Source organism: Kocuria sp. CPCC 205263, from assembly GCF_040981075.1.
Lineage (GTDB): Bacteria > Actinomycetota > Actinomycetes > Actinomycetales > Micrococcaceae > Kocuria > Kocuria rosea.
In genome coordinates this window covers 328,963-342,043 of sequence record NZ_JAVKPV010000004.1, presented here as the reverse complement: position 1 = coordinate 342,043, position 13,081 = coordinate 328,963, and the positions used below count along the sequence as shown (strand labels likewise).

At 74.4% G+C, this 13,081-nt stretch carries 11 protein-coding genes; 5 read left to right on the top strand and 6 right to left on the bottom strand.

The annotated features are described in order from the left end of the window. Positions 1-2: 2 nt before the first annotated feature. Positions 3-1,646: an HAD-IIIA family hydrolase gene (locus RF647_RS08575; protein ID WP_368811348.1), complete on the bottom strand. Its 1,644-nt coding sequence runs from the start codon at positions 1,644-1,646 to the stop codon at positions 3-5. Then, complete coding sequence (locus RF647_RS08570; protein ID WP_368811347.1) at positions 1,643-3,280, bottom strand: carbamoyltransferase; 1,638 nt, start codon at positions 3,278-3,280, stop codon at positions 1,643-1,645. The genes RF647_RS08575 and RF647_RS08570 overlap by 4 nt, the downstream gene beginning before the upstream one ends. Before the next feature lie 213 nt (positions 3,281-3,493). Between RF647_RS08570 and RF647_RS08565 the strand changes: the two genes are divergently transcribed. After that, positions 3,494-3,865, top strand: a complete 372-nt coding sequence (locus RF647_RS08565) for a hypothetical protein (protein WP_368811346.1) — start codon at positions 3,494-3,496, stop codon at positions 3,863-3,865. Then, on the top strand, positions 3,862-4,134 hold the full coding sequence (locus RF647_RS08560) for a hypothetical protein (RefSeq protein ID WP_368811345.1): 273 nt from the start codon (positions 3,862-3,864) through the stop codon (positions 4,132-4,134). Before RF647_RS08565 ends, RF647_RS08560 begins: the two co-directional genes overlap by 4 nt. A gap of 7 nt (positions 4,135-4,141) precedes the next feature. On the opposite strand, the gene RF647_RS08555 is transcribed toward RF647_RS08560, so the two are convergent. Then, the gene (locus RF647_RS08555; protein ID WP_368811344.1) at positions 4,142-4,927 is read right to left on the bottom strand and encodes a cytochrome c oxidase assembly protein; all 786 of its coding nucleotides are present in this window, start codon (positions 4,925-4,927) and stop codon (positions 4,142-4,144) included. Beyond that, positions 4,924-5,364 carry a DUF2243 domain-containing protein gene (locus RF647_RS08550; protein WP_368811343.1) on the bottom strand — a complete coding sequence of 147 codons (441 nt, stop codon included), beginning with the start codon at positions 5,362-5,364 and terminating at the stop codon, positions 4,924-4,926. Before RF647_RS08550 ends, RF647_RS08555 begins: the two co-directional genes overlap by 4 nt. A 94-nt stretch (positions 5,365-5,458) precedes the next feature. On the opposite strand from RF647_RS08550, the gene pepN reads away from it, so the two are divergent. After that, positions 5,459-8,083: an aminopeptidase N gene (pepN, locus tag RF647_RS08545; RefSeq protein ID WP_368811342.1), complete on the top strand. Its 2,625-nt coding sequence runs from the start codon at positions 5,459-5,461 to the stop codon at positions 8,081-8,083. 112 nt (positions 8,084-8,195) lie between these two features. Here the strand turns inward: pepN and RF647_RS08540 are convergent, their stop codons facing one another. Beyond that, positions 8,196-8,399, bottom strand: a complete 204-nt coding sequence (locus RF647_RS08540; RefSeq protein ID WP_017834330.1) for a hypothetical protein — start codon at positions 8,397-8,399, stop codon at positions 8,196-8,198. Between the two features lie 66 nt (positions 8,400-8,465). Continuing rightward, positions 8,466-9,890, bottom strand: coding sequence for a hypothetical protein (locus RF647_RS08535; protein ID WP_368811341.1), 1,425 nt, complete (start codon positions 9,888-9,890; stop codon positions 8,466-8,468). A gap of 192 nt (positions 9,891-10,082) precedes the next feature. Between RF647_RS08535 and RF647_RS08530 the strand changes: the two genes are divergently transcribed. After that, the gene (locus tag RF647_RS08530) at positions 10,083-11,240 is read left to right on the top strand and encodes a hypothetical protein (RefSeq protein ID WP_368811340.1); all 1,158 of its coding nucleotides are present in this window, start codon (positions 10,083-10,085) and stop codon (positions 11,238-11,240) included. Continuing rightward, on the top strand, positions 11,237-12,919 hold the full coding sequence (locus RF647_RS08525; RefSeq protein WP_368811338.1) for an ABC1 kinase family protein: 1,683 nt from the start codon (positions 11,237-11,239) through the stop codon (positions 12,917-12,919). Before RF647_RS08530 ends, RF647_RS08525 begins: the two co-directional genes overlap by 4 nt. Positions 12,920-13,081 lie beyond the last annotated feature (162 nt).

Below are 13,081 nucleotides of genomic sequence, written 5' to 3'. Positions count from 1 at the left end.
GCTCAGCCCCGGGCCCCGGCCGCGACCGGGCCGGCGTCGGGCCGGGCGGCCGTCCCCCCGTCCTCCGCGGGGGCCAGGACCGCGGCGACGGCCTCGCGCAGGGTCCGCGCGACCACCGGGGCGGCCGCCACCTCCTCCTCGCGGGTCACCGGGGTGGGGACCAGGACGCTGCGCGCGCCGGCGGCCTGGGCGGCCTCGACGTCCGCGCCGATGTCGCCGATGAGCACGCACTCGGAGGGGTCCACGCCCAGCTCCGCCGCCGCGGCCAGCACCATGCCGGGCCGGGGCTTGCGGCACGCGCAGTCCTGCTCGGGGGCGTGCGGGCACAGCTGCCAGGTGTCGAAGGGGCCGAGCAGCTCGGCCACGCGGGCGTTGACGGCGTCGACCTGCTCCCGGGCCAGCAGGCCGCGGCCGATGCCGGACTGGTTGGACACCACCCCCACCCGCAGCCCGGCCGCGCGCACGGCGTCGACCGCCTCCCGGGCCCCGGGGACCAGCTCGACCGCGTCCGGGTCGCCGTTGTAGGGCACGTCGTGGACCAGGGTGCCGTCCCGGTCGAAGAGCACGGCACGCACCGTGACGGGCCAGGGCCCGGTCCCCCGGTGCCGCCACCAGCCAAGCGCCTTGTGCCGCACGGCGGCCACGGGGATCGTGACGCTGGTGCGGACCATGCGGCTGAGCTCGGGCAGGAACTCGGGGTCGCCGGGGCGGGGCCCCGGGACCGTGCGCAGCAGCACGAATCGGCCGGTCAGCCAGCCCCACGCCGCGGCGCCGGCGCCGGCCGCGGCCAGGGCGGAGCGCCGGGCGGGCCGGTCGCCCAGGGCGGCGGCGGTGAGCGCCGCGCCGGCGCCCGCGCCCGTGGCGCCCAGGGCGGCGACCGTCGCGGCGTGCCAGCGGAAGCCCCCGGGGGGAGCCTCGGCCGCGCGGCGCCAGTCGGGTCCGTGCAGGTGGCGCATCAGGGCGTCGTCGGCGTTGCCGGCCTGCACGCGCAGGCTCACGAGGTCGTCGGCGGGACGCACGGGGTGGGTGATCCGGCGATGCCCTCGCATCAGCTGCCACCCGGCCCGGCGCACGCGCAGCGCGAGGTCGGCGTCCTCCCGGTAGGCCCGGGGGAAGCGCTCGTCGAAGCCGGAGACGGCCTCGAGGGCGGCCGTGCGGTAGGCCATGTCCGCGGTCGCCCAGTCGGCGTCCTGCAGGGACGCGGTGTTGCGCTCCCAGTCGGTGGGTCGGCGGGAGTCCGGTAGGGGGACGTCGATCCGGCCCTGGGTCGCGCCGACCTCGGGCCCGCACGCGGCGAGGTCCTCGGCCAGGCGCCGGGCCCAGCCGGCCGGCAGCTCCACGTCGTCGTCGAGGAAGGCGATCCACTGCGCCCCCGAGCGGCGGGCGACCCGCCAACCCCGGTTGCGCGCGGCGGCCGGGCCCCGCCCGTAGCCGCGGACGGTGCGCACGGTCCAGGCCACGGTGCCGGGCACGCTGGGCCGCAGCGCTTCCACGTCGCCGGGCCGGTCGTCCACCACCACGACCTCGAGCGGTCCCGGGTGGTCCGCGTCGACGTCCTGGGCGGCGAGCGTGTCCAGCAGCCACTGCAGGCTCGGCCGGCCCATCGAGGGGACGACCACGGCGTAGGTCGTGGGCGCGGCCGTCACTCGGCCCCCTCGAAGAAGGCGGCGCGGCGGACCAGGTGTGGGCCGAGCACGAGCGCGGCCACCGGGGCGGAGCCGAAGAGCTCGAGCGCGTCGCGCGGGTCGTCGACCATGGGCCGGCCGGCGGTGTTGAGCGAGGTGTTGACGACGACGGGCACGCCCGTGCGCTCGTCGAAGGCCCGCAGCAGCGCGGCGATCCCGGCGTTGTCCTCGTCGGTGACCGTCTGGATCCGGGCGGTGCCGTCCACGTGGGTGACCGTGGGGATCCGCTCGCGCCACTCGGGAGCCACGTCGTGCACGAAGAGCATGAAGGGGCTGGGCAGCGGCCCGCCGCCGAAGATCTCCGCGGCGCGCTCCTCGAGGACCATGGGCGCCACCGGCCGGAACTGCTCGCGGCCCTTGACGTCGTTGAGCCGTTCGAGGTTGTCGGGGTGGATCGGGTTCGCCAGGAGGGACCGGCGGCCCAGCGCCCGGGGCCCGAACTCGCTGCGGCCCTCGAACCAGGCGATCACGCCGTTGCCGGCGAGGATGTCGGCGACCTCGCCGGCGAGGTCCTCCGGGGTGGTGAAGGGCACCTGCGCGGTGCTCAGCCACTGCGCGAGCTCCTCGCCGGACCAGCTGCGCCCGAGGGCCGCGGTGGGCTGGGGCGCGCCGAGGTCACCGGCCTCCTGGGCCAGGTGCAGGGCGGCGCCGAGCGCGGTCCCGGAGTCCCCGGAGGCGGGCTGGACCCAGACCTCCTCGAACGGCGTCTCGCGCCAGATCCGGGAGTTGGCCACGCAGTTCAGGGCCGTGCCGCCGGCCATGGTGAGCACCGTGTCCCCGGTCTGCCCGTGCAGCCAGATGGCGAGGTCGACCAGGACCTCCTCGACCACGGCCTGGACCGAGGCGGCGAGGTCGGCGTGGTCGCCGCCCCAGGTGCCGTCGTCGATCCGGCGGGGCGCGAAGCGGGTCCAGTCGGGGGCCTGGGCGCGGAAGCCGCCGTCGCCCGTGGCACGGACGATCTCGCGCAGCTCGGGCAGGAAGCGGGGCTCGCCGTAGGAGGCGAGCGCCATGACCTTGAACTCGTCGCTCGAGCGCAGGAAGCCCAGGTGGTCGGTGAGGGACTCGTAGAGCAGGCCGAGGGACTCGGGCAGGGCCTGGCGGTGCAGGATCTCCAGCTCCCCGTCCCGGTAGCGGCCGGCCAGGTGCGAGTGCGCCTCGCCGCGGCCGTCGACCACCAGGACGCTGCTCGTACGCGTGGGGGCGGCGAGCCCGGCGGAGGCGGCGTGGGCCACGTGGTGCTCCACGAACCGGACCTTGTCGCGGTCCAGGCCCGGCAGCGCCTCGGCCAGGAACCCGGCGGCGCGCCGGGCGTAGTCCACGCGTACGGGGTCGTACGGGTCGTCCGGCATCTCGGCGGCGATGGCGGGGTCGAAGGAGTAGCCGACGGCGTCCAGGTCGGCGGGCGTGAGGCCGGCCTCGGCGAGGCACCAGCGCATGGCCTGCTCGGGCAGCTCCCACGCCGAGAACGGCACGGGGCGCTTGCCGTGCTTGCGGCGGGAGAAGCGCTCCTCCTCCGCCGCGGCCACCACTGTGCCGTCCACGACGAGGGCCGCCGCGGGGTCGTGGAAGATCGCGTTGACACCCAGGTAGTTCATGAACCGGAGTATGGCACAAAACGATCAGGCGGCTGATATACATCTCGTGTCGGCCCCGGGTGTCACCCCGGCCGCTCGGCGGGCGAACCAGCAGCACTGTCACGTCCCATAACGAGTCGGCGCAACAACTGGTGACGCAGGTCACGGGCGTCTAGGCTCGATGGCACGGGTCGAGCAGCCGGCCGTGACGTCCTGTCGTGGAAGGACCCCTCCATGGACCACTCCCTGTCCGTCGTCGTGCAGATCGAGCTGGACACCCGGTGCGTGCACCTGGTGGTCACCGGCGATCTGACCGAGCGCAACCACCGCATCCTCACCCCCCTGGTGGCCCGCGCCCGCACCCTGGTGCCCGGTGCGGCCGTCGTCGTGGACCTCACGGGCGCCCAGCACGTGGACCCGGGCGGTCTGGACCTGCTGTGGTGGTCCCTCGACCACGACCCCCTCCCGGAGTCCGGCGGCGCCGTCCGGGTGCTCACCCGGCCCGCGCCGTTCGGCCTCGCCGAGGCGGACCGCCCCACGGCCGGTGCGCACGCGCCGGCACCCGCGCGCTGGAACGGCGCCGAGCCGGGCGGGGTGGCGGCGTGAGCGGCGTCGACGTCGCCACGTCGCCGGCCGGCACCGGCGCCGGGGGCACCCGGGACTGCGACACGTGCCTGACCCCGGACTGCGACTTCCCCGCGGAGCTCTCCGCGCTCCCCCTCGTGGAGCTGCAGGTTTTGCACAGCCGGGTGGTCTGCCAGCTCGAGCACGAGTACCTCGTGAACACCGACGGCCCCCACCCCGTCACCCAGGACCGCCACGAGGAGCTCGTGGCGGAGCTCGAGGCCCGGCGGGACGCGGCCCCCGGGGCGTGACCGGTTCTCAGGCCACGGACCGGGCCGCCCCGACGCGGGGTCGCCCGGCGGCGTACCACTGGGCGAAGAGCACGACGATCAGGGCCACGTCCACCACGTCCCCGCCGTAGTACATGAGCTGCGCCCCCGTGCGGGCGTCCGAGGCCCCGACCCCGTCCGGGGGGTGCCCGTACAGGTGCTTGGCGAGCGCCGAGTGGACCGCCACGAAGCCGACCAGGACCGCCGCCCGCACGCGGAAGGAGCCCCGGTGCGGGTCCGGGTCCACCCCGACCACGGCGGCGGTGAAGACGCAGCCCGCGAGGAGGACGTGGAGGTGCACCGCCGCGTGCACGGCCACGGAGGCGTGCATCGTGCCGTACAGCCCGGTGGTGTAGAGCACCCACAGGCCGCCCGCGTTGAGCGTCCCGGCCACCACCGGACGGGTCACCGCCCGGACGGGCGGCGTGCGCAGGAGACGGGACAGGGTGCGGGCGCGCGCCACGGGCAGCGCGCGCAGCGCCAGGGTCATGGGGGCGGCGAGCACCAGCAGCAGCGGGGCGGCCATCCCCAGCAGCAGGTGTCCGGCCATGTGGGCGGTGAAGCCGGCGCGGGCGGCCCCGGCCAGGGGCCCGATCAGCGCCGCGCCGGCGCACAGCAGTCCCGCGCACCACAGCACCGTGCGGTGCGCCGGCCACGGGCCGCGGTGCCGTGCCGCCCACAGCCCCGCGGCCCAGCCGGCGGCGCCCAGGACGAGCAGGGCGAGCACGGTCGCGTCGAAGAGCGCCCAGCCGGTGGTCCCGTGGTCGTGCGTCATCGGCGCGGGCGGGTCCGGCGCAGGAGCACGAGTCCCGCGGCGAGCGCGAGCACGGCCGTGCCGATCCAGGTGGCGTCGTAGACCAGCAGGTCCACGTCGTAGCGGATCTGGTGGATCCTGAGCACCTTGTGCAGGACCACGCCGTCGACGAGCTGGAACGCGCCGAGGCCCGCGAGCAGTCCCCCGGTCCAGCGGCCCCAGGACATGGCGCCGCGGCGGCGGATGTCGGCCAGCAGGAAGAGGGAGCCCACGGTGACGAACCAGCCGAAGGCGTGGAAGAGCCCGTCCGAGGCGAGGGCGACACCGGTGGTGGAGAGGTCGTAGAAGTGGTGCCAGTGCAGGAGCAGGTGGAAGACGGCGAGGTCCACCACGGAGGCGGCGATGCCCGCCCCCAGCAGCGCGCCGGCGATCACCGTCCGGCGGTCCTGGTCGGCCATGGTGTCCTCCTGGTGCGGGCGGGCGGGGTTGCGACCCAGCCTACGGCCGCCCGGGGCCCGGCGGGTGGACCGGCCCGGGTGGTTCAATGGCACGGTGCGCAACGACAACCTGACCCGCCGCGAGACCGCCGACCGTTCCGCGCTCGTCGCCGTGGAGAGCTACGACGTCCTGCTGGACCTGTCCACCGCGCCGGACCCGAAAGCGGACTCGTTCCGGTCCGTGACCACGGTTCGCTTCGCCGCGGAGGAGGGCGCCCAGACGTTCCTGGACTTCATCGGCCGCGCCGTGGAGTCGGTGACGGTCAACGGCCGGGAGCTGGACCCGGACGACGTCGTGGAGGGCGCGCGGATCCGGCTGCCGTCCCTCGAGGTGGCCAACGAGGTCACGGTGGCCGGGCGGGGGCTGTACTCCCGCTCCGGGGAGGGGATGCACCGGTTCGTGGACCCGGCCGACGGCCGGGTCTACCTGTACACCCAGTACGAGCCGGCGGACGCCCGCCGGGTCTTCGCGAACTTCGAGCAGCCGGACCTCAAGGCGTCCTTCCGGTTCACGGTCCTGGCCCCGGACGGCTGGCAGGTCTCCTCCAACGGGGTGCGCATGGCGGCGTCCCCCGCCCCGGAGGCCGAGCGGCCCGGGGCGGTGCGCCACGAGTTCGCCCCCACGGAGCGGATCTCCACGTACATCACCACGGTGCTGGCGGGCCCGTACCACCGGGTGGCGGGCGAGTGGCGGCACTCCTTCGAGGACGGCAGCCGCATGTCCGTGCCGCTGGCCCTGTACTGCCGCGCCTCGCTGGCCGAGCACCTCGACGCGGCCACCGGCGCCCGCGAGCTGTTCGACCTCACCCGGCAGGGCCTGACGTTCTTCACCGAGCTGTTCGGCTACCCGTACCCGTTCGGGAAGTACGAGCAGGCGTTCGTGCCCGAGTACAACCTGGGGGCCATGGAGAACCCCGGGCTGGTGACCTTCACCGAGGAGTACCTGTTCCCGGACGGGGCCACCCGCGCCCAGTACCAGGGGCGGGCGAACACCCTCATGCACGAGATGTCCCACATGTGGTTCGGGGACCTCGTCACGATGACGTGGTGGGACGACCTGTGGCTCAAGGAGTCCTTCGCGGAGTTCATGGGGGCGCACGCGTCGGTGCAGGCCACGGATTTCGAGGAGGCGTGGATCGCGTTCGCGGACCGCCGGAAGGCCTGGGCCTACCGGCAGGACCAGCTGCCGACCACGCACCCGGTGGTCGCCGACATCCAGGACCTCGAGGCCGCCCGGCAGAACTTCGACGGCATCACCTACGCCAAGGGCGCCGCGGTGCTCAAGCAGCTCGTGGCGTTCGTGGGCTACGGCCCGTTCGTCGAGGCGTGCCGCGCCTACTTCCGCCGCCACGCCTACGGGTCCACCACCCTGGAGGACTTCCTGGCCGTGCTCGAGGAGGCCTCCGGGCGGGACGTGCGCGGCTGGGCGGAGTCCTGGCTGGGCACCTCCGGCGTCACCTCGCTGGCCCTGGACCTCGCCCGGGACGACGACGGCACCGTCACCTTCGCGGCGCTGCTCCAGGACCCCGGCGCCGGGGTGCTGCGCCCGCACCGGCTGCTGCTCGGCGGCTACGAGCGCGGTCCCGGGGACGTCCTGGTGCGCACCGGCACGGTCAGCGTGGACCTGCCCGCCGAGTCCTCCGTGGAGGTCCCCGAGCTCGTGGGCTCGACCGCGCCGCTGCTGGTGGTCAACGACGAGGACCTCACCTACGCCAAGACCCGCCTGGACCCGCTCTCGCTCACCACGGCCCTGAGCTCCCTGTCCTCCGTGGAGGACGACATGGCCCGCGCCCAGCTGTGGTCGGGGCTGTGGAACGCCACCCGGGACGCCGAGCTCGACCCCGGGGACTGGGTGGGCGCCGTCCTGGACCACGGCTTCGCCGAGCCGCAGACCGGGATGTTCTCCACCGCCGTGGACCACGCCGTGGAGGCCGTCGAGCGGTTCACCCCGACCGCCCGGCGGGCCCGGCTGCGGGGCCGGCTGCTCGACGCCGCCGTCCGGGAGCTGCGCCGGGCCGACCCGGGCAGCGACCGGCAGCTGGCCCTCGCCCGGCTCACCGCCCGCACGGCCCGGCGCGACGGGAGCCACGCCGGCTGGTTGCGCGACCTCCTGGGCGGACGGGACGCGCTGCCCGGGCTGCGGCTGGGCTCGGACCTGCGCTGGGCGCTGTGGACGGCGCTCGCGGCCACCGGCCACGGCGAGGACCCCGTCCTGGACGCCGCCCTGGAGCGGGAGCGCGCCGCCGACCGGACCCGCACCGGGCAGGTCGGCTGGGCCCGGGCCCGCGCCGCCCGCCCGCTCCCCCGGGCCAAGGCCGAGGCGTGGGACGCGATCACCGGTGACGAGCTGTCCAACGACCTGCTGAGCGCCACGGTCGCCGGCTTCCAGCTGGGCCCGGCGGAGCTGGTGGAGCCGTACCGGGAGCGGTACTTCGCCATGCTGGAGGAGGTGTGGGCGCGCCGGTCCATCGGGATGGCCACCCGCATCGTGCAGGGGCTCTTCCCCGCCGGCGCCGATCTCGAGCCGGGGCACGACCCCGAGCACCACCCGGTGCTCGCCCGCACGGAGCTGTGGCTGAGCAACCACGCCGGGGCGCCCGCCGCCCTCCGCCGGATCCTGGTCGAGGAGCGGGACCACCTGCTGCGGGCGCTGCGGGCGCAGGCGGCGGCCCGCCCCTGACCCCCGCACGCCGAGGCCGGCCCCGGGTCCCCCGGGCAACGGCAGTCCCCCCGGTGCGCACCAGGGGGACTGCGACGGTCCGGGGGACCCGGCGGTTCCGGGCGGCGCGGACTCAGGTGGCGGGGCGCCCCGAGCGGCGCAGCACGCGGTCGACGGCGCGCTGGGCGTCCTCGTTGGACTTGAAGACCCGCCGGTCGAGGCTCTGGCCGAGCGACATCGACGAGTTGCCCAGCTGCAGCAGGTTCACCTTGGAGTCGTTGCGGTGCTCGCGGCGCGGCTGGGGCGCCTGCGGACCGGTCCGGGCGTCATAGGCCATGGTGGATCCTTTCCGTGACACCTCCAGTGTAGGAGGCCGCCGTCCCACTGAACAGAGCGCCGCCGGTCATCGGCCGTGCCGCCGCGCCCGGGACGTGAACCAGCCCCGGTCCACGGACCGCCGCACCCACCAGGTGCGCGCCACGAGCACGAGGGACAGCACGTGCAGCAGCACGAGCACCGACCAGTACGCCGCGGCCGCCACCGGGGTGAAGGGGACGGAGGCCGCGCCGGCGAGCATCAGCATGACCAGGGCCTCCAGGTTCAGCGCGTAGCGCAGGGGGCGCATCACGCGCACGGAGATGTCGTGCTCGGGCTGCCGGTTGATCCAGGACAGCAGCACCGCCACCACGGACATCACAATCGAGGCCGCCGCGGAGGGCACCTGCCAGCCCGGCCCCAGGACGTGCTCCCGCACGGTGGCGACGAACCCCACGAGCAGCAGGACCGCGGTGATGAGGCTGACCGCCACGGAGGCGAACGCCGTGATCCCCTGCCGGGCCGGCAGGATCACCATCTCGCAGAAGGCGTCGTCGAACCGGGACGTGGGCCGCAGCGCCAGGTGGCCGCGCACCGCCCCGGGCCACCGCCGCACGGCGCGGTCCTCGGCGAGCACCCGGTCCACCGCCCGGTGCGAGCCGCCCGGCGCGCCGGGGCGCCCGCCCTCGTGCGAGAGGACCGTGAACTCGTGCAGCCGGACCTCCGCGGGCACCGTCAGCTCCAGGTGGAAGCTGCGGCAGGACGCGAGGTCGTGCAGGCCGACCCGGCCCACCCAGGGCATCCAGCAGTGCCGCAGCCGGTCCCGGGCGCGCGGTCTCCGCCCGGCGGCGTACTGCTCGTCCATCGAGTACTTGAGCACGAGCCGGCGCCCCGCGAACTCGGCGGGCAGCGCGAAGGTCAGGAGGAAGCCGCGGGCCAGCTGGTCGGCCACGGTGGTGAACAGGGCGAGGTCGGCCTCCCAGTGCTCGGCGTCCTCCGCCGGCAGCCGCCCCCGGTCGACGAGCTCCTGGACGACGGCGCGCAGGTGCTCGCAGTAGGCCCGGAACCCGTCGAGGGCGTCCTCCACGAGCAGCTCGGGGGCGTGCACCACGGCCGGGACGTGGTCGTCCGCCAGGACGGCCGCCTCGGCCAGCGGCAGCTGCTCCGGGATCAGTCCGCGCAGCAGCAGCTCGGCGAGCGCGCCGTTGTCCTCCGTGCTGAGGACCGGGACGGGGTCGCCCTGGCAGACGGCGTCGAAGTTGCGCAGGGGCTGCTTGGCCTGGATGGTCACGGGCACCAGCAGCCGGCCGGCGGCGTCCGCCGGCCACGGGGCGCGCGCGGCGAGGTCGACGTCGAGGGAGACCTTTCGGCGGGTGACCCCGTCGGGGCTCATCAGCACGGACTCCACGCGCCGGTGGATCCAGTCGCCGGGGCTGAGGAAGAGCGTGCGCAGCACGTCGACGTCCACCGCCGGGCGGCCCGGCTCGGGCGGGAGGTCCTGGCCCTGGGACATCCGCGCGCCTCCTTCGGGGGTCCCGGTCCGGCTCTCGTCCCGGGGCGGTCACCGGGGCCCGCCCGGTGTCCTGATCGGTCATCATTGCACCAGTCAGCGCGGACACCGTACGGGCCCGGCGGTGGACCGGGCGTCACGGGAATCGTGAGAAGCTATTGACGACTTGATGCCCCAGCTCCATCGAGGGAGACCATGACCGACTACGCGCTCAACGACCGCGGCTCTCTGGAGATCGTCACGGAGAACTTCTACGACACCGAGATCATGCGGGTGTTCGGCGGTCTGTCCTTCGGCAAGCTGCGCACCTGGACGGGCAACGCGGCGCTGGTCCCGGAGCCGGACAACCCCTTCGACCCCCACACCGTCTCGGTGCGGATCGGGCCCAACAAGATCGGCCACCTCGCCCAGCAGGACGCGCAGCGGTACTGGCCCTACCTCGCGCGGGTCATCGCGTCCGGCTACACGCCGGTGGCGCCGCTGAAGCTGGAGGCCACGGTCCTGCGCCAGGACGGGCAGGCGGAGGTCGACGCCGCGGCGCGGCTGTCGATCGCGGCCCCGGACCTGCTGTTCCCGCTCAACACTCCCCCGGCGCAGGCCGCGGTGCTGCCGCAGGGCCCGTCGATCAAGGTCCTGGACGAGCAGGAGTTCGCCGAGTACCTGCACAGCGTCATCCCCCCGTCCGGGGAGGGCCGCGTGATGCTGACCCTGGAGACGAACAAGGTCCGCAACCACCACGGGCAGACCCTGGACATCGTCGACGTGCTCTACGAGCGCCGCCAGGTGGGCCGGCTCTCCACCCAGATGTCCCAGCAGTTCATCCCGATCATCGACCACGCCTTCCAGCAGGAGAAGCTCACCGCGGTGTGGGGCACCATCCGCGGCTCGGCCTTCGAGGTCTCGATGACCCTCCAGGCCGCGCGTCCGGAGGACATTCCCGCGGAGTGGTTCGAGCAGCTGCCCAACGACGTCCCCGAGCTCCTGCCGCCCGGCGGCAGCTTTCCCGTCCCGGACGCCTACGTCGCGGCCGAGGCCGACCGCTCGCGCAACGCGAAGAAGTGGCGCAAGGGCCTGGCCGTCTCCACGGCGGGGTCCGGTGGCGCGGAGCGCGCCGGGCACGACGACGACGTGTCCGCCCAGCGCTCCTCCGCCGGCCCGGGGAACGGCGTGCTCGGCCGGGTGCACGTGGCCGTGTGGGCGCTGCTGGCCATGACCGTGCTGCTGGGTGGGGTGGGCGTGGTCTTCCTCGGCATCGAGCCGCTGGTGAGCGCGCTGTGCTTCATCGTGGCCGTCGCAACCGGTTTCATGTCCTTCTACCTCGCCCGGATGAGCACCGGAGCGGCCCGCCGATGATCAGCCGTCGGGAACGCTTCCTCCAGATCCTCGAGGTCCTCTCGAAGCACGGCTTCGGCTTCGCCCTCGGCGGGATCAAGGAGGAGTGGCGCGCACCGCTGGCCCGGGTCCGGCTCATCGACCCCGACAAGCTCTACAGCCAGCCGGTCCACCTGCGGCAGGCCCTCGAGGAGCTCGGGCCCACGTTCGTGAAGCTCGGCCAGGTGGTCTCGACCCGGCCGGACCTGCTGCCGCCGCGGTACGTGCAGGAGCTGACCCGGCTGCAGGACAGCACGCCCCCGGTGCCGCCGGAGCGGATCCGGGCGATGATCGAGTCGGAGCCCGACTCCGCCGCCGAGGAAATCCTCGCCGAGATCGACCCCGTGCCGCTCGCCACGGGCTCGATCGGCCAGGCGCACGCGGCCGTCTACAAGGGGGTGGACGTCGTCGTGAAGGTGCGCCGCCCCGGCGTCGTCGAGGAGGTCAACCGCGACCTCGAGATCCTCGCGGAGCTGGCCAAGCTGCTGTCCACCTACTGGCCGGCGGTGCAGCACTTCGACCTCGTGGGTCTGGCGGACGAGTTCGCCCAGTCCCTGCGGGACGAGCTGGACTACCTGACGGAGGCCCGCAACGCCCAGCGGATGGCCGAGAACTTCAGGGGCGACCCCCGGGTTCACGTCCCGGAGATCTTCTGGGAGGCCTCGACCTCCCGGATCCTCACGATGGAGCGGATCCGCGGGATCAAGATCAACGACTACCCCGCCCTCGAGGCCGCCGGGCTCGACCGGCACCTGCTGGCCGTGGACTCGACCGAGGCCATCTGCCGGATGATCTTCGAGCACGGCTTCTTCCACGCGGACCCGCACCCCGGGAACCTCTTCGTGGAGACCGGCGGGCGGATCGGCATCATCGACTTCGGGATGATGGGCACCCTCACCGACGAGTTCCGGGACCACCTGGTGACCCTGATGCTCGGTGTGGTGCAGGAGAACCCGCGGCGGGTCGCCGCGGGGCTGCTCGGGCTGACCTCGCAGGAGCTGGACGTCAACAAGAAGGAGCTCGAGCGGGACGTGGCGATCCTGCTGCGCCGCTACGCGAACAAGCCCCTGCACGAGGTGCGGGTGGGCCACCTGATGGGCGACCTCATCGGGATGCTGCGCCGCTACCGGATGCACCTGCCGCGCGAGTCCGCCCTGTTCCTGCGGATGCTCGTCACGGCGGAGTCCGTGGGCACCGGCCTGGACCCGGAGTTCGACCTCGTCTCGGTCCTCGCCCCGTACGCCCAGCGGTTCGTGCTGCACCGGCTCTCCCCCGAGATCCTGGCCAAGCGGGTGCGCGACATCCTGCAGGACGCGGTGCAGATGGGCGTCGAGGCCCCCGAGTACCTCCGACGGCTCATCGTGGTGCTGGAGCGCGGCGGCTTCGACGTCCACCTGCGCGCCGACGAGTTCGAGCCGCTGCTCAAGCGCGGCGAGAAGATCGGCCACCAGGTGGTGGCCGGCGCGGTGATCGCCGCGTCCATCAACGGCATGGCCCACATCCTGGCGTCCGACCCGGAGCGGTGGCGGAAGTTCCACACCCCCCTGATCGCCGGCGGAGCGACCACCGTGGGCACGCTCACCGGCTATCTCGTGCTCTCCACCAACGTGCCCAAGGTCCGGCGCCTGGCCAACACCATCCGGGTCCGCCGCCGCTTCTGAGCCCCGGCGGGGCGGTCCGCCCGGCCTCCATCCTGGACCCCCGCAGGGACCCGGCACGGACGCACTCGCGGCGGGGCACGACATCTCGTTGACTTCCCCCACCCCGCGGCAGAGCATGGCGGTGGAGCCCGGGCGCGGACGTTGTGCCTGGTCAGCCGGGGG

Excerpts from the sequence above, each read along its gene's own strand:
- RF647_RS08555 (WP_368811344.1), bottom strand. The coding sequence starts at position 4,927 with ATGACGCACGACCACGGGACCACCGGCTGGGCGCTCTTCGACGCGACC.
- RF647_RS08530 (WP_368811340.1), top strand. The coding sequence starts at position 10,083 with ATGACCGACTACGCGCTCAACGACCGCGGCTCTCTGGAGATCGTCACG.
- RF647_RS08565 (WP_368811346.1), top strand. The coding sequence starts at position 3,494 with ATGGACCACTCCCTGTCCGTCGTCGTGCAGATCGAGCTGGACACCCGG.
- RF647_RS08550 (WP_368811343.1), bottom strand. The coding sequence starts at position 5,364 with ATGGCCGACCAGGACCGCCGGACGGTGATCGCCGGCGCGCTGCTGGGG.
- RF647_RS08525 (WP_368811338.1), top strand. The coding sequence starts at position 11,237 with ATGATCAGCCGTCGGGAACGCTTCCTCCAGATCCTCGAGGTCCTCTCG.
- RF647_RS08570 (WP_368811347.1), bottom strand. The coding sequence starts at position 3,280 with ATGAACTACCTGGGTGTCAACGCGATCTTCCACGACCCCGCGGCGGCC.
- RF647_RS08535 (WP_368811341.1), bottom strand. The coding sequence starts at position 9,890 with ATGTCCCAGGGCCAGGACCTCCCGCCCGAGCCGGGCCGCCCGGCGGTG.
- RF647_RS08540 (WP_017834330.1), bottom strand. The coding sequence starts at position 8,399 with ATGGCCTATGACGCCCGGACCGGTCCGCAGGCGCCCCAGCCGCGCCGC.